Source organism: Corallococcus terminator, from assembly GCF_049194865.1.
GTDB lineage: Bacteria > Myxococcota > Myxococcia > Myxococcales > Myxococcaceae > Myxococcus > Myxococcus terminator_A.
On sequence record NZ_JBLZWL010000071.1, the window covers coordinates 117,162 to 137,353 of the forward strand.

Here is a 20,192-nt window from a genome sequence, read left to right on the forward strand (position 1 = left end):
AAATTCGGACAGGCTCAGTGATAACAGGGTTTTGAGTGACACCCACCCTCTTTGAGAGGGCGGCGTACCTGAGTGAGGTCCGGGAAGACCTGGAGGCCCGACTTCCGCGTCACGTGGGGTTCGAGGCGCCGCGCACCCGCCGTTCAGCCGCCGACGATGTCGAGTGTCTGGCCGACGCCCCGGGTGCGCGCGACGTCGTAGAGGGCGCGGGCGAGGGCGACGTCCTGGAGCGCGAGGCCGGTGGAGTCGAAGACGGTGACTTCGTCTCCGGTGCGGCCGGGCTTCTTGCCGGCGATGACCTCGCCGAGGGTGCCGGCGATCTGCTCGGCGCGCAGCAGGCCGTCGTGCAGGGGGACGTTGACCTCGCCGGAGTGGAGGGCCTGGTCGGTGTCGTCGATGAAGACGCGGCCCTCGGTGAGGATGCGCGCGTCCAGCTCCTGCTTGCCGGGGGCGTCCGCGCCCATGGCGTTGATGTGCGCGCCGGGCTTGAGCCACTCGCGCTTCACCACGGGGGTGCGCGAGGGCGTGGAGGTGCAGACGATGTCCGCGCCGGAGGCTTCCTGGAGGCTGACGACTCGGCCACCCTTCTCGGCCTGGAGGGCCTTGGCGGAGGCCTCCGAGACGTCGGCGAGGAGCAGCTCCAGCTCTCCGAAGATGGCGCGGTGCGCGTCGATGAGGACGCGGGCCTGCACACCACAGCCGACGAGGCCGAGCGTCCTGGGCTTGGGCTTCGCGAGGAACTTGGAGGCGACTCCGCCGGCGGCGCCGGTGCGCCAGGCGGTGAGCAGCGTGCCGTCGAGGATGGCGAGGGGGGACGCGGTGTCCGGGTCGCTGAGGATGTAGAGGGCGCGCACGGTGGGCAGGCCGTGCTTCTTGGGGTTCTGGGGATGGGCGTTGACCCACTTCACGCCCGCGGCGCCGTCGAGGAACGCGGGCATGGCCCGGAAGTCGCCGTCGTACTGCGGCAGGGAGAGGTACACCTTGGGCGGCATGAGCGACTCGCCACGACCGTGGGCTCGGAAGGCCCGCTCGACGGCTTCCAGGCCGAGCTCGACGGTGTAGAGGCCGCGCAGCTCTTTCGCGCTGAGGATGAGGGTGGACATGGCGGCGCTATATACTGGAGCGGCCGGGAAGGCGCCGCAGGCGCGGTGTCCGTGACGGCTCGGGAATGGGCTCCCCGTCATGGACTTGTTCACTTCGCCCCTGTTGGAGCGGCTCGCGTCGGCCCGTCACGTGCTCCTCGCGGTGTGACGGGCAGTAGGTCGCTGTCAGGCGCTCTTCCTCGTAGCGTCCTGGACCGCTGATGCGCCCTGATCCGACACCGTCCTCCGTGCTCTCTCCAGCCCCCCTGTTCCTGTCGACTTCGACCACCGGCTCGGTCACGCCCGAGCTGTATGCCCAGGTGCGGGGGCTCTATGACCAGGGCCTCTATCTCCAGGCGTACCGGCTGACCGAAGCGGGCGTGCCCCTGGAGCAGTGGACCGGGCCCGGGGCGCGGGTGCTGGCGGGGCGGATGCTGCAGCAGCTCGGCGGCTCGCGCGCGGCCCGTCTCCAGTGGGCCCGGGCCTTCCGCGAGTCCCCGCGTGACGCGGAGGCCCGCTACTACTTCACGGAGTTGCTCCAGCGTCGCAAGGGGCCGCTGGCCGTGCTGGACTTCCTGGAGGGCGCGGTCGACCTGGAGGCCGCGTCGTTGGAGCAGCGCGCGGACCTGCTGCTCGCGCGGGCCGAGGCGCTCGTCGTGCTGCGCGACTTCGAGGACGCCGAGCGCTGGGTGAAGGAGGCGCTCACCCTGGTCCCCGAGCACCCCTGGGTGCACGTGATTCGCGCGTCGCTGCTGGAGGAGCAGGACCGGCGCGAAGAGGCGCTCGACGCGGTGAAGTATTCGCTCTCGCTGCAGCCCCTCTACCGCCCGGCGGTGAACATGGCGGGGAGCCTGCTCACGCACCTGGGGCAGGACGCGGAGGCGCTGGAGCTGCTGTCCACCGCGTCGGCGCGGCTGGAGTGCTCGGCGGTGTCGGGACAGCTCGCGCGGCTCCAGGAGGAGCTGGGCCTTTACGACGACGCGTGGGCGAGCTGGGAGCGGGCGCTGCTCCTGGCGCCGAGGCTGGAGTCGAAGAACTTCGGCCTGCTGCTGTCGATGTGCTCCGACACGGCGTACCTGCGCGGGGACGTGGCGCGGTCCATCGAGCTGGCCGAGCTGAGCTGCTCGCCCTTCCAGATGCAGGTGGCGGCGCGGATGGCGGCGAGCACCCAGGGGCGTCGGCGCCTGTTGCCCGTGCGCTTCGTGCGCCAGCACCACAAGACGTGCGCGCCCGCGACGCTGGCCTCGGTGGCGGCGCTGTGGGACGTGCCGGTGGAGCACCTGCAGGTGGCGGAGTCCATCTGCTACGACGGGACGCCCGCATACCAGGAGCGCCACTGGGCGGCGACCACGGGCTGGCACGTGCGCGAGTTCCGCGTCACGTGGGACAGCGCCCGCGCGCTGCTGGACGAGGGCATCGCCTTCACGCTCACCACGCAGGAGCCGGGCCGCAGCCACCTCCAGGCGGTGGTGGGCTACGACGAGCGCCGGGGCACGCTGCTGGTGAGGGACCCGTCCACGCGCCACCTCGTGGAGTTCGACACGGAGAAGGCGCTGGAGCACTTCGCCTCGTGTGGCCCGCGCGGCATGGCGCTGGTGCCCGTGGCGCGGGCCGCGCGGCTGGACGCGGTGGAGCTGCCCGAGGCCTCGCTGTACGACGCGCTCCACCAGGTGGACGCGGCGCTGGTGGCCAATGACCGGGCCACCGCGACGGGCGCGCTGGAGTCGATGGAGCGCGACGCCCCCGGCCACCGGCTGACGTGTCAGGCGAAGCGCGCGCTGGCGGCCTATGACGACAGCACGCCGGACGCGCTGGCGGCGCTGGGCGCGCTGCGCGAGGCGTACCCCGACAACGTCAACTACCTGATGGCGTGGCTGGGCTGTCTGAACGAGCTGGGCCGCCGTGAGGAGCTGCTCGCCGTGCTGCGTGAGCGCGCCCGGGACAAGACGTCGCATCCGATGTTGTGGCACGCGCTGGCCTCCGAGCTGCTGACGGACGCGCGCGAGGAGGCCCAGGCGGAGCGACTGCTGGCGCGCACCCTGCGGATGCACCCCACCTTCGCGCCCGCATATCGCTCGCTGGCGCAGTTGCGGGACTCCCAGCTGCGTCGTGACGAGGCGCTGCGGCTGTACCGCGCGGCGGCGTGCCTGGAGTCGCTGAGCGAAAGCCATGCCTGGAACTACTTCCAGGCGGCGCAGTCGCGCGGCGAGACAGTACGCGCGCTGGCCTTCGTGAAGGACCGCTTCGAGCGCTTCGGGGCTCGCAACGCGGCGCCCGCGCGCACGCTGTGCCGCGCGCTGGAGGCGCTGAGCCGGCCCGAGGACGCGCTCGAGGTGCTGGAGCAGGCGTGCGCGCTGCGGCCCGAGGATGGCGAGCTGTCCCTCTTCGCCGCGGAGATGCACTCGCGCCTGGGCAACGCGGAGGCGGCGGCGCGCCACCTGGGCTCGGCGGAGGGCCGGGTGCGCGACGTGGCCTGGCACCGCGCCGCGGCCCTGCTGGCGTCCGCGCGGGGAGAGCACGAGGTGTCACTGGGGCACTGGGAGCAGGTGCTCGCCCGGGAGCCGCTGCCGGCGGATGCGCATGGGGAGCGGGTGCGGCTGCTCACGGACCTGGGCCGCGCGCCGGAGGCCCGCGCGCACCTGGATGCGGCGTGCACGCGCTTCCCGCACCACGAGGGACTGCTGCACCTGCGCGTCGACTGGACGCGGGAGCACGAGCCGTCCGCGGCCTTCGACGCGCTGGAGGCGCTGCTGGCCGCGCACCCGGGGGACGCGCGGGCCCGGCGTGAGCGCGCGAGCTTGCTGTCGGAGCAGGGCCGGCGCGAGGAGGCGCTGGAGGAGCTGGCGCGCGCGGAGGTGCTGGAGCCTCGCCACCCGGCGCTGCACTTCGGACGAGGACAGGTGCTGGAGGCGTGTGGACGCAACGCCGAGGCGGAGGTCGCCTATCGCGAGTGTCTGCGGCTCCACCCCTCGCGGGCGGGGCTGCGCGCGCTGATGGGACTGGCGACGACGCCCGAGGCGCGCCGTGCCTCGCTGGGCTTCGCGCGCGACGCGCTGGAGGGCATGGCCCTGCTCGATGACACGGTGCTGACCTTCGAGCAGGTGTCGCGCGACGTGCTGTCGACGGAGGAGCTGGGGGCCTGCCTGGAGGCCCTGCTCCAGCGTCACCCCGACTGTTGGGAGGCGTGGGTGGCGCGGCTGCGTCACCTGCTCCGCGCGCGAGAGCTGGACGACGCGCTGCGGGTCGCGGAGCAGGCCACCACGCGGTTCTCCCTGCTGGCCCCGGTGTGGGTGGAGCGCGCGCTGGTGCACCGGGCGCGCGAGGACGTCGCTGGAGAGCGCGCGGCGCTGGAGGCGGCGTGTCGGCACTCTCCGGGCTGGACGCGTCCGGCGTGCGAGCTGTCGGAGCTGCTGGAGCGCCTGGACGAGCCGGCGCGGGCGCGCGAGGTGCTGGAGCGGGTGTGCCGCGCGAATCCGCGCGACGGCCTGGCGCGGGGCTACCTGGCGGATTTGCTGTGGCGCTCGGAGGAGCATGACCTGGCGCTGGAGCGACTCTTCGAGGCGCTGCGGTTGGACCCCTCCTACGGGTGGGGCTGGGGGCGGCTGCAGGAGTGGGCGGAGGAGCGGGAGCGCAAGGCGGACGCGGTGGCCTTCGCGCGGGAACTCTGCGCACAGCCCTTGCCGGACTCCCTGGCGCGGCTGTCGCTCGTGGAGCTGCTGGAGTCGGAAGGAGAGCCCACGCGCGAGGAGCGGCTGGCGCTGCTGGACGGGGCGCTGGAGTCCTCGCCTCGCATGGATGACGCGCATGACGCCCGGGCGCGGACGCTGGTGGAGGCGGGGCGCTTCGACGAGGCGCTGGCGGCCTGCGCCCCCGAGGCCTATGGCGGCGCGCTCCCCATGTCGCTGCGCGGCCGGGCCGCGTGGGTGCTCTTCGAGAAGGGCGCGCAGCGCGACGCGGTGAAGGCGATGGAGGCCGTGCTCGAGGAGGAGCCTCTCTACGGCTGGGGCTGGCAGACGCTGGGCGAGTGGGCGGAGTCGCTCCAGGACGACGCGCTCCTCCGGCGGGCCCGTGAGGCCCTGGTGCGGGTGAGCCCCGAGGCCCCCTCGCCGCACGTGGAGCTGGCCGAGGTGCTCGCGAAGGCGGGAGACATGGAGGGCGCCATCGCCGGGTGGCGGCGTGCGCTGGAGCTGGCGCCGGACTACGCCTACGCGGCGACGCACCTCTTCGACGCGCTGCTGCGCCTGGGTCGACTGGACGAGGCGGCGCAGCCGCTGGAGGCGGCGCGGGGTCATGCCCCGGAAGCGCTGTTGGAGGCGAGAGCGGTACAGCTGGCCTGCGCCCGGGGCGACGCGGACGCGGCCCGCCGCCACGTGGAGCGCACGTTGGCGGTGCTGGGGAACAGCACCTGGTCGCTGGAGCGCTGCGTGGAGGCCATGCGCTCACGGGGTTGGGGCCTGGTGATGGAGCGCGCGGTGGACGCGGCGATGGCGGCACAGGGAGGCAAGGCGTCGGAGACGTTGGCGCGCGCCTGGGCGCACCAGCACGCCGAGCGGACGTGGACGTGGCGCGCCTGGGGACCGCTGCGCGCGCTGGCTTCCGAGAGCGCCGTGGGCGTCGAGGCCCTGGGAGAGTACGTGGAGCGGATGGGCGAGCTGGGGCGCACCGTCCTGCTGGCGCTGTTCCTCTCCCTGTACTCGGGCCTGTTGCGCACGCATGCGCGGGCCTGGGGCGCCATGGGTTATGCGCTGATGAAGCAGCAGCGCCGGGCACGGGCGTGGACTTGGCTGCGTGACTGGCGGGCGCGTCCCACCGAGGAGCTGCGCGCGTGGATGCTGATGAACGTGCTCGTGTGCGGCTACGAGCGGGGGCATCGCGAGGAGGCCGAGGCGGCCCTGGTCCTGGGGCTGACGCTGTCGGAAGAGAGCGCCCTGGCCGGGGACATGAGGGTGTGGCGAGCCTTCCTCACCGCGCTGCGGGACGATGCGGACGCGCCAGGCACGGCGTTGCTGGAGGTGAAGCACGCGCCCGAGGACGGCCTGTTGAAGCTCGTCCTGGGCCTCGCCAGGACGGTGCAGGCGGCGCGGACGTCGGGGGCCCGTGCGGCGCGCGAGGCGCTGGGCACGGCGGAGCAGGGCATGCCGGGCTTCCGCTCGCATCCGGTGGCGCGCAGGGCGCATCGCGACGCGGTGGCCCGGGTGCGCGCGGTGGTGGGCTGGCGCGCGTGGCTGCGCTCCGCCTTCTGACGGTCGGTCAGCGCCGCGAGTCGAGCCAGGCCATCAGCACGTCGGCATGACACGGGCCGGGCTTGCACCAGCAGCCCAGCCGCTTGCCTCGCAGGGCGAGCACGTCCTCGCGCCAGGCGGAGTCATGCCGGGTGCGCAGCTCCAGGTACCAGCGGAAGGACTCGAAGGCGTCCACGTCCGGGCCCATGCGACGCAGGGCCTCCGCGTGGACCTGCTGCTGCTCCGCCTCGGGGAGCGCGCCGAGCCAGGGGACGAAGTACTTCTTCCACATGGCGCCCGGAGTGCCGACGCCTCCGGGCTTGAAGGGGTTGCCGAAGCGACCGGGCACGGGGTTGGTGGGGCTCGGCTTCGCCCACGCGCGGAAGGCCCGGCCCACGTACACGTCACAGCCTTCGTGCACATGGACCGCAGTGGTGCGCGTCCCGGTCATCGGCGTCACGCTACTTCTTGCGCTTCTTGCCGGCCGCGGGGACGGCGGCGGCTTCGGCGGCCGCGGCGGCCTGCTCGGCGGCGACCTTCAGCTCGTCGCGCTCCTTGGTCGTGCTGGCGAGTTCGCCTTCCAGCTCACCGACCTTCGTCTTGAGGGCCTCGTTCTCCGCGCGCAGCGTCTCCGTGTCCTTGCGGAGCACGTTCGTCTCGGCCTTCGCGCGGTTCAGCTCACGCGAGCCGCCACATCCGACGAGGGGAACCACCGCCAGCATCGCCACGGCCATCCATGCCTTCATGTGAGTCTGCTCCTCTGTGCCCCGGGTTCGAGGTCCCGGGGACCTGATTCATCCGGTGGGAGCAAGGGCCCGGGGGACCGCGCCCGTCCCACCGGCATCCAGCCGGCGAGCCTAGGCATGGAGCCGTCACGAGCGGAAGCCACCGTTGAGTCGGATGCGCTGAGCCTCTCGAAACGCACCCTCGGGCTTCGGAGTGCCAGCCTCTCGGACTTCGTGAACCCACACGGACTCGACGCCCCAGGTGAAGAGGGCGCGGTGGTGGGAGAGGACGGTGAAGCCCTCGGTCTCCACGGGGCGGGTGACGGTGAGGACGCGGGTGCCGGGGCGGCAGGCGCGCAGGCGAGCGATGAGCCGGGCCCGGGTGTCCGGGGCGAAGGCGGTCCAGTTGACCAGGACGTGGGTGGCGTCGCCTGGCGACAGGTCCAACAGTGCGGCGTCCCCCTGACGCAGCACCGCGCCTGTGCCGCCGAGAGGGCCCGAGGCGAGGGCGACGTGCTGCTCCAGCAACTCGATGCCCAGCGCCTCCGCGCCCAGCCACCGCGCGGCGAGCAGGGCCCTCCCGCGTCCCGCGCCCAGGTCCACCAGTCGGGAGTGCTTCGTCACTCCGGCCTTCCGGAAGAGGGACAGCGCGGTGTGCACGGGCGTCTCGCCGTACATCAGCTCGTGGAAGTCCTGGCCGCTGGCGCGCAGGACGCGGATCAACTCGAAGGAGCGACGCGGGCGGTAGGGTGAGACGAGCACCTCGCGCAGCCACAGCCGCAGGTACGCGGGCAGGAGGTGGGGACGCAACGCGAGCACGAGCAAGTCCCACAGCCGGTTCACCGCATCCAGGCCCAGGCTCCAGACGCGGATGACGAGGAGTCGGGGGAGGGACAGCTGGAGGTCGTCGGACGACGAAGCTCGCCGCGCGGGCGGGGTGGGGGCGTCCTCGGCCATGGCTCGGGCTCGCGAGGATAGCGCATGTGGTCCGTGCGGCTCGCTCAGGGGGCCGCGCGACTTTCTTCGGGGCCCTGGGTTGGTACCTCCAGACAGCGTGAGCCGGTTCGACCGGCCCGCGAGAGGAGGAGTGCCATGAAGAAGAACCTGTGGGCCGTGGGGACGCTGGTGTTGGGATTGTTGGTGGCGCTGCCCGCGAGCGCGGCGAAGGCGGACCGGCGGCAGGTGAGCCAGCAGGCGCGCATCGTCCAGGGCGTGAAGAGCGGAGAGCTGACGGGCCGCGAGGCGGTGCGGCTCCAGGCTCAGCACCGGGAGCTCCAGAAGGACATCCGCCAGGCGCGCGCGGATGACGGCCGGCTCGATGCCCAGGAGCGCGCGGGCATCCAGCGCGAGCAGAACCAGCTCAACCGCCGCATCCAGCGCCAGAAGCACGACGGTCAGTCGCGGTAGACAACTTGGGCTGGAGACCCATCATCGGTCTTCCATCGGTCGGCTCCAGGCGTCCTCGGGAATCGAACCCGGGGGCCGTTCCCGGGAGATGGAGGTCACGTGGGGATACTCCACCTCGGTGGGGATGCCCTTGCGCTCGGCCAGGCGCACCAGGGCGAGCCCCTCCACCGAGAAGCTCCACTCGGTGGCGAGCAACTCGTCGGCGACGGTGCGGCTTTCGGACAACTCTTCCAGGCGGTCCCGGCGCTCGGACAGGAAACGTTCCAGGCACTCGTTGAAGGGCACTTCCTGGGAGTGCAGCAGCGCGCGGCACAGCTCCAGGCGGACGTCCTCCGCTCCCTGCAGGGACTTCTCGTACCGCTCAAGCAGGGCCTCGCCCTGGGCAGGGCCGGTGTCCAGGAAGAAGTGCTGCATGAGGAACTCGACGAAGAGGAAGTCCTCCTCGTACTCCACGTCCTGAGCCCACGTCCGGCGGGACCGGCGGGCAATCTCCGCCGCGCCGTCGAAGTCGCACGCGCTCAGGGCATCGAAGAACGGGAGGGCCTGGCTCGTGCGCAGCTCGTTCTCCGGTGCTTTCTGGAGGTAGTGGAGGAAGGCGCGCCCGCTGCGATGCAGGTGGCGGTGGAGCCCCTCGGACAAGCCGGTGAGGAACAGCGTCGCGATGCCCGCGATGCGGAAGTTGCCGCAGAAGGCGAGCATGCTCCGGAACGACAACTGCCCGGCCAGCACCCGGGGCAACACGTCGCGGTTCTCCTTCAAGGCATTGCGGATGTGGATGGGCAGGTGTTCGGGCGCCATGGTTTCACCAGGGAAATGGGTCAGGAAGACTTGAGGCGGAGCAGGACACAGCCGACATCTCCCCGCGCTGAACTGGAGGTGATGAGCGCCCGGCCGGTGGACGCATGCCCCCGTGTCAAGTCATGGACCGCGAGGCAGATGCCGAGGGCTCCGCTCGCGGCCCCCGTATCTCCCACCGCGGTCGCGGGGGAGTGGTCCGTGATGGCCTCCAGGGAGTCCTGAAGCCGGACGAGAGCATGGCCCCACTCACGGGCCTTCCACTCCTCTCCGTTCAGGTCCAGGTAGACATCTCCCTGGAAGCGCCTCCCGGCTGGCGCGGGTGGCAACACCTGACGGATGCAAGCCGTCAGTCCCACGCCCACGTTCGGCATCTTCGCTCCTGGACGTGCTTCCTCTTGGCCCACCGCGACGCCCGCGAGCAGGACGACGCCCTCGGCTCCCCGGCGCTGCGCGGCCGTTGGCGTCTCCACCAGCAGACATACCCCCGCCTCGCCTGGCATCAACCCCACCGGCCGGTCCGCGGTCTTGAGCCGGTTGCTGGCCGCCAGCACCTCCAGCGCGCTTGGATCCAACAACGAGTCCACCGCAATCACGAGCACCCGCTCCAACCCGCCCGCCAGCAGCCGCTGCGCTTGCAGCAAGGCCGCCGCCGTTCCCGCATGCCCCAGCGCCACCACGCACAGGGACTGGGCGGGGACGGGCAGACGCCACACTTGGAGCAGTGGCTGGAGGAAATGCTCGAGGCCGAGTGACTCGGCCTGCTCCACGGGAAGCTGGAGGGCGGCGCTGGGGTGGGGCGTCACCGCGAGGACCGCCGTCTGCTGCCAGAAGCGGAGTTCACCAGCCCCTGGCAGCCGAGCGCCCTCAAGCAGGTCCCCCAACGCCCCCCGCGCCAGCCGCATCCAGCGCCCCATCCCCATGAAACCTTCGGTGAAGCCGTGGATGGGATGCCCGGTGAGCGGAACGGCTGCCTGGGACTCCTCGTCCACCACCCGGAAGCAGGGCATTGGCCGGGGACGGGTGATGTTGGCGCGGATGGCCGCCGCCGCCGAGGGCGCACTCCGCCCCACCGACGTCACCGCACCCAGCCCCGTGATGATGGCCTCCATGGGGGACTCTCACTCTCGGGATGGAGCGGTGCGCTCATCCCTCAATGGGTGATGAAGGCGGAGAAGGAACGGGACACAGCCTTGGCGGCGAGGTGGTGCTGGGTGGCGAGCCCGCGGGCTTGCTGGTGGGCCCAGCCTCGAGTGTCGAGGTGGAATGCGCCACGGGTGCGGACCGCCAGCTCCCAGGCCAGCACGGCCCTGCGGTGCATGGGCTCGCTCACCAGTGCCTTGAGCGCGGCTTCGGGCGTCCAGGTCTTGCCACGGACATAGCGGCGCCCTGGCTCGAAGCGGGAGTGGGCCTTGCTCCACCAGTCTTCCACGGCGCCTGCCCGCCATTCCCCCGGAGCCAGGGTGGGAGGAGGAAAGGACCCTGTCCGTGCGGGTACTTCCAGGAGCATTGCGCTGTCTTCATCCTCCTCGGCGGGCAGCGGCGCCCCCACGTCCGGTGGCATGCCCGTGATGGCGGCGAAGGCCTCGGCGGCGAGCGCGCCGCCGCCATTCCTCAGCACCTCCAGCAGGGCCTCCGCGGCCACGCGCTGTCCGCTGAACCCCAGCGCCCACACCGCGGCGTTATGCCGCTCCGGCGAGGAACTCGCCCGGATGAGCACTGCCAGGTCGGCCGACTCCCCTCCCGTAGCGAGCGCCATGAGGGACAGACCGCCTTCTGGAGCGCCTTCCGCGGCGAGGTGTCGGCACCGGAGCCATGCGTCTCTCAGGCCCAGCACGAGCCCTGTGTGGAGTGCCGCATCGAGCACGGCGTCGGACTCCCGCAGCCCGCGCCGCACGAGCGGAAGGGCCACCGCGGGGTCCGTGAATCGGACGGTACGGAGGGTTGCCGCCAGCACCCTGGGCGACTCGTCCAGGCGGGAGCCCTTCGGCAACACGGGGACGGCGTGCCCGCGCGCCGCGAGGCAGTCGAGCGCGGCCGGCCACGACCCTGGCTTCAATTGGGGCAGCCTCCGGGCCAGCTCCTGGGCGATTCCCGACCGCTGGCTGAGCCGCGCGATTCGCAGCAGGGCCTCGACCGTCTCCTCCGGTCCCTTCTCCAGCAGCGCCCATAGGGCCCGGTCCGTCTCGGGGTCCCCCAGGTCCAGCAACACCTGGCCCGCGGCGCACAGGCGCCCATGCTCCTCGGACTGAAGCGCGGGCACCAGCAGGCGTGGGATGGCGGCAGGCGCCGCGAGCGCGAGCCCCTCCAGGTGAGCCCGCAGCCGCCACTCCTCGCCTCCGGCCACCTCCGCGAGCACGAAGTCGGGGGAGTCCAGCGCCAGCTCCCACTGCGTCCACAGGAAGGCAGCTTCGTCGAGGTGCTCGCCCACGACATCCCACCGGAGGTCCGGGCGGCGCGGCGAATGGCTGGACGCGGGAGGCGCCCAGGGCGCTTGAAGGAGGCCCATGTGCGCCGCTAGCTGCTGAAGGGCAGCTTCTCCCAACTCATGTTGGTCGGCTTCCGGTCGTAGATGGCCTTGGCCAAGTCCGTTCTCAACACGTACTCGCTCGGGTCGTGCTGGATGCGGAACAGCGGCGGCGCCTCCGCGACCTTGTCGCGCTGAAGGACATACTTGTTCACCGCGATGACGTTGGTGGGGTCGTTCTTGTCCCAGCAGATTTCACTGGCCTGGAGGTCCAGGCAGTCCAGCGAGCTGAGCGGGTTGATGAGGAAGTAGTCCCGCCCGCGCACGCGCTTGTGATGGTCGTAGATGACCAGGGGCAGGTACTCGATTTCCAGACCCTGGCAGTGCGCTTGGATGAGCTCCTTCAGCTCTTTGTCGACCAGCAGCATGCTCCGGGTATTGCCCAGCAGTGACCCCAGCTTGATGCCCGGGTTCTCCTTGTTCATGAGGAGCTTGGCGTTCTTCGGCCAGTCAGGTGCCAGGGGAACGCCCTCATGGACGCGCCAGGAGTACCGGTCGATTCCGTCCACGAAGTCGTCGAACACGGCCATCTCTTCATCCCCATCGCCCAGCGTATCCAGGTGATAGAAGTTCATGAGTCTGTGATTCCTTTGGTAGAACCTCTCACAGGAAGGACCGCGCGCTAGCCGGGCTTCGCAATCTTCTTCAAGAGCGACTCGAGGTCATCGAGAGAGCTATCCAGTCCTCGTGCCTTCATCACGAGCCCGGCCTCGATGATTTTGCCACGGAGACTCCTCGAGAGATTCTCGATGCCCTGCTTGCCCATTCCCGAGGGTGGCGTCCTGGCGCTGGCCTGGACCTTCGCGAGGGCTTCCTGCCGCTGGGCCTGGGCCGCCTCCTTCTGCGTCTTTGTCGCTTCCCACTGAGCCTGGGTCTGGTTCCGGCTGGTTGCTTCACGCTCCCTGTGCATCGCGGCCCGACCCTCCCAGCCCTTCTTCTCGTGGTCCTTCATCAAATGCTGCTGCCGGTTTGCCTCCGTATCGCTCCGCGTCGCCTCTTTCGCGCTCGACTTCGCTGCTTTGTCGCTCTCCTTGGCCTCCTCCTCGTGCTTGTCGACGTCCTTCTTCATGTGGCGGAAGAGCTTGTCGAGCCGCTGGCGCACGTAGTTGCTGTACCGGTAGTGGTTGGGCTGCTGGACGGTTACCTTGTGCTTGGGGAGCGCCAACGCGAAGGACTCATCCCGCTCCATGGGAAGGATGAGCATGTTGACCTTGTCGTTGAGGTTGTATTCCTCCTCCATCAATCCCTTGCGCACCAGGGTGACGATCTCCAGCTTCATTGGAGACGTCTTCCCCACGCTGTTGATGGCATTCATCAGCTCGTTGGTGGGGACCACATGATGGGCCTCGAACGAATAAGGGACGCTGGCGCTGTCCGTGAAGTTGGCCCCGTCCAGGTCCCAGCTCGTGCCATGGGGCGGCTGCCGCCGAGCGTCCGCTGGCCACTGATAGAGGTTCTGCTCTTTGCGCCCGAGTTCCTTCTTCATCAGGGTGAGGCCCATCGCCCGGGCGTGCCAGCGGTGACTGCACGCGTCCCCGACGCTGTACTTGCCGACATGCCGGTTGAGGCAGGACTTGCCACCCTGGGAGAAGTGGTACTTGCCGATGTCCAGGTCGTCCAGGTGCCGCTGTTCCGACCGGGACTTCTTCTTGGGCTCTGCCATGGGATCCTCTCGAGGGAGGGGCTGGTTCCGTGGGTCGTGGTGATGCCTGGGTAGACGGGCCGCCACGACGTCAGTTGATCTGCACCTTCCCGCCCTTGATTTTCTGCACCTGCTCCGCCTCCGTCCGCACATTCACCCCCCGCAGCACCACCTGGCCATCGCGGCGCAGCGTCAGGCTCGCCTTCCCACAGCGGAGGACCACCTCTTCCCGTCCCTCGATGACCACCCGCTTGCCATCCACCCGCGCCTCCACGGGGACGCGAGACAGGGAATCATCCAGCAGGCTGTCGATGAGCGGGGTGGTGGTGGGAGCCTTGAGTAGCCCCATCAACAGTGGGAGCGCCGGGTCTCCATTTTCGAAGAGCAGCACGGCCCCCTGGTGCTGACGGATGGCCTCGGCCGCCGCCTCTGTCCCTATCGCCACGGTGCCGCGCGCGGACAGGGGACCGAGCTTGTTGCCCGGAAAGTCCACCTGAAGGTTTCCCCACGCATCCTCTCCCACGACCCAACCCACGCGTGGCTCGGAGATGCGCTCTGCCTCCTCGGACGAGAAGGAGGGGGAGTCTCCCAAGGGCCGAGAGACTGTCATTGTCGTGCTCCTTTGCTGACGGGGGGGCGCTACTCGAGCGGGTGCTTGCAGAACCTGCACTGGGGCTTCTCCGGGCCTTCCTCCCTGGCCACGACAGGCCCCTGCATGACGGGGAACGGCGGCGTGTTCCTGTCGTTGTGGAGCATCAGGTCGAAGGCACGCACCACGTTCTTTCCCTCGAACTGGACATCGAAGGAGAAGTTGACGAACTCGGCCTTGCCCTTCGTTTTGCTGGAAGCCACGCCGCCGCCAGCGGTGCCCGCCTCGTCGCCGGTGCTCAGCTTGAAGTGGGAGTCCTTGACGCACACGGGGTTGCCGGCCACGGACACCTTCTTGGTGCCCTTGGCGGTGTCTGAGGACTGGGCGACGTTGGGGTATGGAATGGGGACGGGCCCCGCGGGGCTGGGTGTCTTGCACACATCCGGGAAGGCCGTGGTGACGCCGCCGCTGTCCTTGGTCACCACGGACAGCTTGTTGACACCGGTATTGACGGGCATGGCGTCCACCCCCCAAAGGGCGCCAGATTATTTCGCCAGCTTCCCGCGGCGCCATCCGTCCCCGGGGCAATGAGGGAGCGCTCCTCCCGGCAAACGAAAAGGCCTCCACGTGGGAGGCCTCCAGGTGCCAACAGATTGGCGGCGCCGCGTCGGTGACAACACCTGAACGGCGGCTCAGGCCACAGGAGCCTTGGTGCGCAGAATCTTCATGAACTCGCGCATCCAGGCCGGGTGGTCCGGCCAGGCGCGAGCGGAGACCATGTTCCCGTCGACGACGGCGGCGGAGTTGATGAACTCCGCGCCCGCGACCCGCACGTCGAGCTCCAGTGCGGGGTACGCGGCGCTCTTGCGGCCCTTGAGGACACCAATCGCGGTGAGCAGCAGCGGACCGTGGCAGATGTGGGCCACCGGTTGGTTCTTCTCGAAGAAGTGCCGGACGATGCGCTGACAGTCGGCGTCGTTGCGGAGGTACTCGGGAGCACGTCCGCCGGGGATGACGAGCGCGACATAGTCGTCCGGCTTCACCTCGGAGAAGGCCAGGTCGGCCTGCCACGTGTAGCCGGGCTTCTCCGTGTACGTGTCGAAGCCGTCCACGAAGTCATGCACCACGAACTGGAGTTTCTTCTTCGAGGGGGCCGCGAGGTGGACCTCGTAACCCTCCTCCAGCAGCCGCTGGTACGGGTACATCACCTCCAGGGACTCCGCCGCGTCGCCTGCAAGCATCAGGACCTTGGCCATGAATGTCGCCTCCGATTGGGGTCGCAACGAACGACCGGCGCATCGTCACCTCTGGTCTGACCATCAGTCAATCAGGTAGTCTGTCCATCATGGTTTCAGGACGGACGTTCCAGGCGGTGGTTCGTAACCCCTTGTATCTCCAGGTGGCGGAGCGGATTCGGGAGGCCATCCTGAGCGGAGGGATGCCGCCAGGGGACACGCTGCCGCCGGAGCGGGAGCTGGCGGAGCAGTTCGGGGTGAGCCGGGCCTCGGTGCGCGAAGCCCTCCGGGCGCTCCAGGCGCAGGGGTTGGTGGTGGGGAAGGGAAAGGGGCTGGTGGCCAGGGCGGCGAGCGGTCTTCTGAGCGAGGCGCTGACGCATGTGGTGCGGCTGCGGCTGGCGTCGCTGGAAGACCTGGTTGATCTGCGGTGCGTGCTGGAAGCAGCGGCGCTGGAGCGGGCGGCGCGGCGCGCGGACCGGACGCACCTGGACGCGGCGAGGGCCGCGTTGGAGGAGATGCGCCGGCCGGGTGTCACGGCGGAGTCATTCCACGAGGCGGACGTGCGCTTCCACGTGGAGCTGGTGGCGTCGTCGGGCAACCGGGCCATGCATCTGGTGATGCTCGCGCTGCGAGACGCGATGGCGAGGCACCTGCTCGGCGCGCTGGGGACGGAGGAACCGGGTGTGCTCCATCGGCTCGCGGATGAGCACGCGACGATGCTGGACGCGGTGGAGCGGGGTGACGCGGCGGGCGCCGCCGCGCTGCTGCGCGAGCACATCGTGGGCTTCTACCGCGCGTCCGTCTCCGTGCCGTCGGAGGCCGCGCGATGAGTGGTCTGGAGTCGTGCGCGCGAGGAGCGCGTCCGTGCACCTGCCGTCACACCCTGGTGCGGTCGGGGGACGCTTCACGAGAGCGCCCGCTCCCGCACGACAGCGCCGCCACGCGCCAGGAGGAAGCCCCATGACGACCAGCGCAACCCTACTGCGAGAGCTGGCGGCGGTGCTCCCCGCCGAGGCGCTCGTCACCGACGCGGACGTGCTCGATGCACACCGTCGAGACCAGGCCGAGTGGGCCCCCGCCGGAGTCCCCCAGGTCCTCGTGCGCGCGACGTGCACGGACGACGTGCGCGCGGTGATGCGCATCGCCTCGGCGCGTCGAGTCCCCGTGGTGCCGCGCGGCGCGGGCTCCGGACTGTCGGGCGGAGCGAACGCGCTCGATGGGTGCATCGTCCTGTCGCTGATGCGGATGAACCGTGTGCTGGAGGTCGACGCGAAGGGGATGCTCGTCGTCGTGCAGCCCGGCGTGCTGAACGCGGAGGTGAAGGCCGCCGCGGCAGCGCACGGACTCTGGTACGCGCCGGACCCGGCGAGCTGGGAGTTCTCCAGCCTGGGCGGCAACCTCGCCACCAACGCGGGCGGCCTGTGCTGCGTGAAGTACGGCGTGACAGGGGACGCGGTGCTCGGGCTCGAAGTGGTGCTCGCGGATGGCTCGGTGGTGCGCACGGGCGGGCGCACGGTGAAGAACGTCGCGGGCTATGACCTGACGCGCCTGTTCGTCGGCTCGGAAGGCACGCTGGGCGTCATCACCGAGGCGACGCTGAAGCTGCGCCCCAAGCCTCCGAAGGCGACAACCCTGGTGGCCACCTTCCCCACGCTCGCGGGCGCGGGCGCGGCCGTCACGGACATCATGGCGCGCACGAGGCCGTCGATGCTGGAGCTGATGGACCAGTCCACGTGCCGGGCCGTGGAGGCCTACAAGCCACTGGGACTGGACGTGGACGCGGCGGCGTTCCTCCTGGCGCGCTCGGACGCGGGCGGCGAGCAGGGCGTGGCGGAAATCGAGGCCATGGCGGCCTGCTGCGAGGCCACCGGGGCGACCTTCGTCACGCACTCCTCGGACGAAGCCGAGGGCGAGCTGCTCCTCACCGCGCGCCGACTCGCATACCCGGCGCTGGAGCGGCAGGGCGCCACGCTGCTGGACGACGTGGGCGTGCCGTTGTCGCGAATCCCGGAGCTGCTCGCCGCCGTCGAACGCATCGCCGCGGACCGAGGCGTCCTCGTCGGCACCTTCGGCCACGCGGGGGACGGGAACATGCACCCCACCGTCGTCTTCGACCGTCAGGACGCGGCGGCGTTGGAGCGGGCGCGCGGGGCGTTCGACGACATCCTCGGCGCCGCGCTGGACTTGGGCGGCACCATCACCGGAGAGCACGGAGTGGGCGCGCTGAAGCAGCCCTTCCTGGGCCGGCAGCTCGGGGAGGAGGGGATGCGCCTGCACCGTCGCCTCAAGGGCGCGATGGATCCGCTGGGCATCCTCAATCCGGGCAAGGTGCTCTGAACCTCCCAGCCCGACACGACGCGTTGGACTCCGACGCGCCGCGCATTTCTCGTGGAATCGCGCACGGTTGTTCCACCGACCCGCGAGGTCGGTCGAATATCTTCAGAACGGATGTCGAGACCTCGCTCCTGGCTCCGACATCTCGATGAACGCGCCCCAATCACGGGGCACGGGTGCCACGAGAAAGCGGGAGCCTCCCATGAAGTACATGCTCATGATGAACACGCCGACGGGCGGTGCGTACCAGGTCGCCACCTGGCCGCAGAAGGACCTCCAGGCGCACATCGGCTTCATGAAGAGCTTCGCGAAGAAGCTCAGCGCCTCGGGTGAGCTGGTGGGCGCCGAGGGACTCGCCGGACCTGACCAGGCCAAGAGCGTGCGCGCCGGGGAGGACGGCAAGCCCATCACCGACGGCGTGTTCCCGGAGTCGAAGGAGTTCCTCGCGGGCTACTGGATTGTCGAGGTCGACAGCACCGAGCGCGCCTATGCCATCGCCGCCGAGGCGTCCGCCGCCCCTGGGCCCGGCGGAAAGCCCCTCAACCTGTCGATTGAAGTGCGGCAGGTGATGAGCGGTCCTCCTCCCGACATGGTGTGAGCGTGGCCTTGGAGTCACGTCACCTGGAGCACCTGTTGCGCGAGCACGCGCCGCGGGTGCTCGGCGCGGTCATCCGGAAGTTTCGAGACTTCGGAGCCTCGGAGGACGCGGTCCAGGAAGCGCTGCTCGCGGCGGCCCTGCAGTGGCCGCGCGAGGGCGTGCCGGACGACCCGCGTGCCTGGTTGATTCAGGTCGCCTCGCGGCGAATCACCGACCACGTGCGCGCGGAGGCGGCCCGTCGCCATCGCGAGCTGCTGGTGGTCAGCCTGGTGCCACCGGAGCTCCAGCTCGTGCTGTCGTTGGACAGCGATGAGGTGACGGGACGCGACGACGCGCTCGTGCTGCTGTTCATGTGCTGTCACCCGGCGTTGTCGACGGCGTCGGCGATTGCGCTGACGCTGCGCGCGGTGGGCGGGTTGACGACGGCCGAAATCGCCAAGGCCTTCCTCGTCCCCGAGGCGACGATGGCGCAGCGAATCAGCCGCGCCAAGCAGAGCATCAAGAGCTCCGGGGTGCCGTTCCAGAAGCCCACGCCGGAGGAGAGCGCGCAGCGGCTGGGCGCGGTGCTGCATGTGCTCTACCTCATCTTCAACGAGGGCTACACGGCGACGTCGGGCCCTGAGTTGCACCGCACGGACCTGTCGGGCGAGGCGATTCGCCTGACGCGGCTGCTGCACACACTCCTGCCCGAGGACGGCGAGGTGGCGGGGCTGCTCGCGCTGATGCTGCTCACGGACGCGCGCCGCGAGGCGAGGACGGGGCCCGAGGGCGAGCTGATTCCGCTCGACGTGCAGGACCGGAGCCTGTGGGACGCGGGGATGATTGAGGAGGGCATCGCGCTCATCTCCGCGACGCTGTCGAAGGGCTCGCTGGGGATGTACCAGGTGCAGGCGGCCATCGCGGCCGTGCATGACGAGGCGGCGCGCGCGGAGGACACGGACTGGCCGCAGGTGCTGGCGCTCTACGGCGTGCTGATGCGCCTGTCCGACAACCCCATGGTGGCGCTCAACCACGCCATCGCGACGGCGATGGTGCGGGGGCCGGAGGTGGGGTTGGCGCTGTTGAAGGAGTTGGACGAGGAGAGGCGGTTGGAGGGGAGCCATCGGCTCGACGCGGTCCGCGCGCACCTGCTGGAGCGGGCGGGCAGGTACGAGGCAGCCGTGGTTCACTACCGGAAGGCGGCGGAGCGCACGACGAGCCTGCCGGAGCGCAATTATCTGCTGACGCAGGCGGCGCGGCTGAGCGACGCGAGGGCGTAGGCGGCGCGGACCCGGGTGTGTCGAGGGGAAGCCCCTATGCCCTGAGGTGCGAGCCGCGAAATGCGGAGCCTGGATTAGCGTTCCTGAGCGGTGGGGGAGTTGGGGCTCTCCCATCGACGAGGGGGAAGACCATGTCCACCACCCATGTCATCCGACGTGGCGAGTGCATGTTGTTGGTCGCGCGGCGCTACGGAATCCTGGACTACCGGCAGGTCTACGAGCATCCGGCCAATGCGGAGCTGCGTCGCAAGCGGCCCAATCCAAGCGTGCTCTATCCCGGGGACACCGTGGTGATTCCGGAGCCGCGTCCCAGTCGGATGCCGCTCTACACCGGGTTGCCGCGCGCCTTCACCGTCGATGCGACGAGTGCCCGATATCTGCGGGTCGAGCTGCGGGATGACCTGGGCGCGCCGTTGGCGAGCAAGCCCTATCTCTTGTTGTTCGGTCCTCGCGTGGTGGAGGGGGAGACGGACGGCAACGGCCTGTTGGTGCAGCGCGTGCCGCTCAGCGCGAGCCGCGCCGAGCTGGAGTGCGAGGACCAGTGGTGGGAGCTGGAGCTGGGCACGCTGCGCCCCATGAAGGACGTGCCGGATGACGGCGTCGCGGGGGCGGAGGCGCGGCTCATCAACCTGGGGTACGCGCTGGAGCCGACGGGGCGGATGACGCTGGAGCTGCGCAGCGCGCTCCGAGCCTTCCAGCACCGCGCGGGCCTGGCCGTCACGGGTCGGCTGGACGCGGAGACGTCGAGACAGCTCGAAGTGTTGCACGGGAGTTGAG

The 20,192-nt window shown here is 70.3% G+C and carries 19 protein-coding genes; 7 read left to right on the forward strand and 12 right to left on the reverse strand.

Going from position 1 to position 20,192, the window contains the following annotated elements:
• Positions 1-143: 143 nt before the first annotated feature.
• Positions 144-1,103, reverse strand: coding sequence for an ornithine cyclodeaminase family protein (locus ACN469_RS22310; RefSeq protein ID WP_498770761.1), 960 nt, complete (start codon positions 1,101-1,103; stop codon positions 144-146).
• 200 nt (positions 1,104-1,303) lie between these two features.
• Here ACN469_RS22310 and ACN469_RS22315 point away from each other — a divergent pair, with 200 nt between their 5' ends.
• The gene (locus ACN469_RS22315) at positions 1,304-6,325 is read left to right on the forward strand and encodes a tetratricopeptide repeat protein (protein ID WP_498770762.1); all 5,022 of its coding nucleotides are present in this window, start codon (positions 1,304-1,306) and stop codon (positions 6,323-6,325) included.
• Positions 6,326-6,332: 7 nt separating this feature from the next.
• On the opposite strand, the gene ACN469_RS22320 is transcribed toward ACN469_RS22315, so the two are convergent.
• The 3 genes from ACN469_RS22320 to ACN469_RS22330 all read right to left on the reverse strand — a co-directional run bounded on the left by ACN469_RS22320 (position 6,333) and on the right by ACN469_RS22330 (position 7,986).
• On the reverse strand, positions 6,333-6,755 hold the full coding sequence (locus tag ACN469_RS22320) for a DUF4326 domain-containing protein (protein ID WP_498770953.1): 423 nt from the start codon (positions 6,753-6,755) through the stop codon (positions 6,333-6,335).
• 10 nt (positions 6,756-6,765) lie between these two features.
• Positions 6,766-7,050, reverse strand: a complete 285-nt coding sequence (locus tag ACN469_RS22325) for a hypothetical protein (protein ID WP_498770763.1) — start codon at positions 7,048-7,050, stop codon at positions 6,766-6,768.
• Positions 7,051-7,176: 126 nt separating this feature from the next.
• Positions 7,177-7,986 (reverse strand): class I SAM-dependent methyltransferase, encoded by an 810-nt coding sequence (locus ACN469_RS22330; protein ID WP_498770764.1) that lies wholly within the window; start codon positions 7,984-7,986, stop codon positions 7,177-7,179.
• 135 nt (positions 7,987-8,121) lie between these two features.
• Between ACN469_RS22330 and ACN469_RS22335 the strand changes: the two genes are divergently transcribed.
• Positions 8,122-8,436: a hypothetical protein gene (locus ACN469_RS22335; RefSeq protein WP_498770765.1), complete on the forward strand. Its 315-nt coding sequence runs from the start codon at positions 8,122-8,124 to the stop codon at positions 8,434-8,436.
• Positions 8,437-8,457: 21 nt separating this feature from the next.
• On the opposite strand, the gene ACN469_RS22340 is transcribed toward ACN469_RS22335, so the two are convergent.
• The 8 genes from ACN469_RS22340 to ACN469_RS22375 all read right to left on the reverse strand — a co-directional run bounded on the left by ACN469_RS22340 (position 8,458) and on the right by ACN469_RS22375 (position 15,245).
• On the reverse strand, positions 8,458-9,234 hold the full coding sequence (locus tag ACN469_RS22340; RefSeq protein WP_498770766.1) for an Imm49 family immunity protein: 777 nt from the start codon (positions 9,232-9,234) through the stop codon (positions 8,458-8,460).
• Between the two features lie 20 nt (positions 9,235-9,254).
• Entirely contained in the window at positions 9,255-10,343 is a 1,089-nt protein-coding gene (locus ACN469_RS22345) for a hypothetical protein (protein ID WP_498770767.1), read from the reverse strand.
• 41 nt (positions 10,344-10,384) lie between these two features.
• The gene (locus tag ACN469_RS22350; RefSeq protein WP_498770768.1) at positions 10,385-11,740 is read right to left on the reverse strand and encodes a TIGR02270 family protein; all 1,356 of its coding nucleotides are present in this window, start codon (positions 11,738-11,740) and stop codon (positions 10,385-10,387) included.
• An 8-nt stretch (positions 11,741-11,748) separates the two neighbouring features.
• Positions 11,749-12,333 carry an imm11 family protein gene (locus tag ACN469_RS22355; RefSeq protein WP_498770769.1) on the reverse strand — a complete coding sequence of 195 codons (585 nt, stop codon included), beginning with the start codon at positions 12,331-12,333 and terminating at the stop codon, positions 11,749-11,751.
• A 47-nt stretch (positions 12,334-12,380) separates the two neighbouring features.
• Positions 12,381-13,421 (reverse strand): AHH domain-containing protein, encoded by a 1,041-nt coding sequence (locus ACN469_RS22360; protein WP_498770770.1) that lies wholly within the window; start codon positions 13,419-13,421, stop codon positions 12,381-12,383.
• A gap of 70 nt (positions 13,422-13,491) precedes the next feature.
• Positions 13,492-14,010 carry a DUF6484 domain-containing protein gene (locus tag ACN469_RS22365; RefSeq protein ID WP_498770771.1) on the reverse strand — a complete coding sequence of 173 codons (519 nt, stop codon included), beginning with the start codon at positions 14,008-14,010 and terminating at the stop codon, positions 13,492-13,494.
• 29 nt (positions 14,011-14,039) lie between these two features.
• A complete protein-coding gene (locus ACN469_RS22370) occupies positions 14,040-14,507 on the reverse strand; it encodes a DUF4150 domain-containing protein (RefSeq protein ID WP_498770772.1) in 468 nt (155 codons plus the stop codon).
• Positions 14,508-14,681: 174 nt separating this feature from the next.
• Positions 14,682-15,245, reverse strand: coding sequence for a DJ-1/PfpI family protein (locus ACN469_RS22375; RefSeq protein WP_498770773.1), 564 nt, complete (start codon positions 15,243-15,245; stop codon positions 14,682-14,684).
• Positions 15,246-15,334: 89 nt separating this feature from the next.
• Between ACN469_RS22375 and ACN469_RS22380 the strand changes: the two genes are divergently transcribed.
• The 5 genes from ACN469_RS22380 (at position 15,335) to ACN469_RS22400 (ending at position 20,191) form a co-directional block, all read left to right on the forward strand.
• On the forward strand, positions 15,335-16,054 hold the full coding sequence (locus ACN469_RS22380; protein WP_498770774.1) for a FadR/GntR family transcriptional regulator: 720 nt from the start codon (positions 15,335-15,337) through the stop codon (positions 16,052-16,054).
• Positions 16,055-16,184: 130 nt separating this feature from the next.
• Positions 16,185-17,561: an FAD-binding oxidoreductase gene (locus ACN469_RS22385; RefSeq protein ID WP_498770775.1), complete on the forward strand. Its 1,377-nt coding sequence runs from the start codon at positions 16,185-16,187 to the stop codon at positions 17,559-17,561.
• A 199-nt stretch (positions 17,562-17,760) separates the two neighbouring features.
• Positions 17,761-18,156 (forward strand): YciI family protein, encoded by a 396-nt coding sequence (locus ACN469_RS22390; protein WP_498770776.1) that lies wholly within the window; start codon positions 17,761-17,763, stop codon positions 18,154-18,156.
• A gap of 2 nt (positions 18,157-18,158) precedes the next feature.
• Entirely contained in the window at positions 18,159-19,415 is a 1,257-nt protein-coding gene (locus ACN469_RS22395) for an RNA polymerase sigma factor (protein ID WP_498770777.1), read from the forward strand.
• Positions 19,416-19,546: 131 nt separating this feature from the next.
• A complete protein-coding gene (locus ACN469_RS22400; RefSeq protein ID WP_498770778.1) occupies positions 19,547-20,191 on the forward strand; it encodes a peptidoglycan-binding domain-containing protein in 645 nt (214 codons plus the stop codon).
• Position 20,192: the final 1 nt, after the last annotated feature.

Excerpts from the sequence above, each read along its gene's own strand:
- ACN469_RS22320 (WP_498770953.1), bottom strand. The coding sequence starts at position 6,755 with ATGACCGGGACGCGCACCACTGCGGTCCATGTGCACGAAGGCTGTGAC.
- ACN469_RS22325 (WP_498770763.1), bottom strand. The coding sequence starts at position 7,050 with ATGAAGGCATGGATGGCCGTGGCGATGCTGGCGGTGGTTCCCCTCGTC.
- ACN469_RS22340 (WP_498770766.1), bottom strand. The coding sequence starts at position 9,234 with ATGGCGCCCGAACACCTGCCCATCCACATCCGCAATGCCTTGAAGGAG.
- ACN469_RS22360 (WP_498770770.1), bottom strand. The coding sequence starts at position 13,421 with ATGGCAGAGCCCAAGAAGAAGTCCCGGTCGGAACAGCGGCACCTGGAC.
- ACN469_RS22335 (WP_498770765.1), top strand. The coding sequence starts at position 8,122 with ATGAAGAAGAACCTGTGGGCCGTGGGGACGCTGGTGTTGGGATTGTTG.
- ACN469_RS22370 (WP_498770772.1), bottom strand. The coding sequence starts at position 14,507 with ATGCCCGTCAATACCGGTGTCAACAAGCTGTCCGTGGTGACCAAGGAC.
- ACN469_RS22390 (WP_498770776.1), top strand. The coding sequence starts at position 17,761 with ATGAAGTACATGCTCATGATGAACACGCCGACGGGCGGTGCGTACCAG.
- ACN469_RS22355 (WP_498770769.1), bottom strand. The coding sequence starts at position 12,333 with ATGAACTTCTATCACCTGGATACGCTGGGCGATGGGGATGAAGAGATG.
- ACN469_RS22330 (WP_498770764.1), bottom strand. The coding sequence starts at position 7,986 with ATGGCCGAGGACGCCCCCACCCCGCCCGCGCGGCGAGCTTCGTCGTCC.
- ACN469_RS22350 (WP_498770768.1), bottom strand. The coding sequence starts at position 11,740 with ATGGGCCTCCTTCAAGCGCCCTGGGCGCCTCCCGCGTCCAGCCATTCG.
- ACN469_RS22310 (WP_498770761.1), bottom strand. The coding sequence starts at position 1,103 with ATGTCCACCCTCATCCTCAGCGCGAAAGAGCTGCGCGGCCTCTACACC.
- ACN469_RS22345 (WP_498770767.1), bottom strand. The coding sequence starts at position 10,343 with ATGGAGGCCATCATCACGGGGCTGGGTGCGGTGACGTCGGTGGGGCGG.
- ACN469_RS22315 (WP_498770762.1), top strand. The coding sequence starts at position 1,304 with ATGCGCCCTGATCCGACACCGTCCTCCGTGCTCTCTCCAGCCCCCCTG.
- ACN469_RS22385 (WP_498770775.1), top strand. The coding sequence starts at position 16,185 with ATGACGACCAGCGCAACCCTACTGCGAGAGCTGGCGGCGGTGCTCCCC.
- ACN469_RS22375 (WP_498770773.1), bottom strand. The coding sequence starts at position 15,245 with ATGGCCAAGGTCCTGATGCTTGCAGGCGACGCGGCGGAGTCCCTGGAG.
- ACN469_RS22380 (WP_498770774.1), top strand. The coding sequence starts at position 15,335 with ATGGTTTCAGGACGGACGTTCCAGGCGGTGGTTCGTAACCCCTTGTAT.
- ACN469_RS22365 (WP_498770771.1), bottom strand. The coding sequence starts at position 14,010 with ATGACAGTCTCTCGGCCCTTGGGAGACTCCCCCTCCTTCTCGTCCGAG.
- ACN469_RS22400 (WP_498770778.1), top strand. The coding sequence starts at position 19,547 with ATGTCCACCACCCATGTCATCCGACGTGGCGAGTGCATGTTGTTGGTC.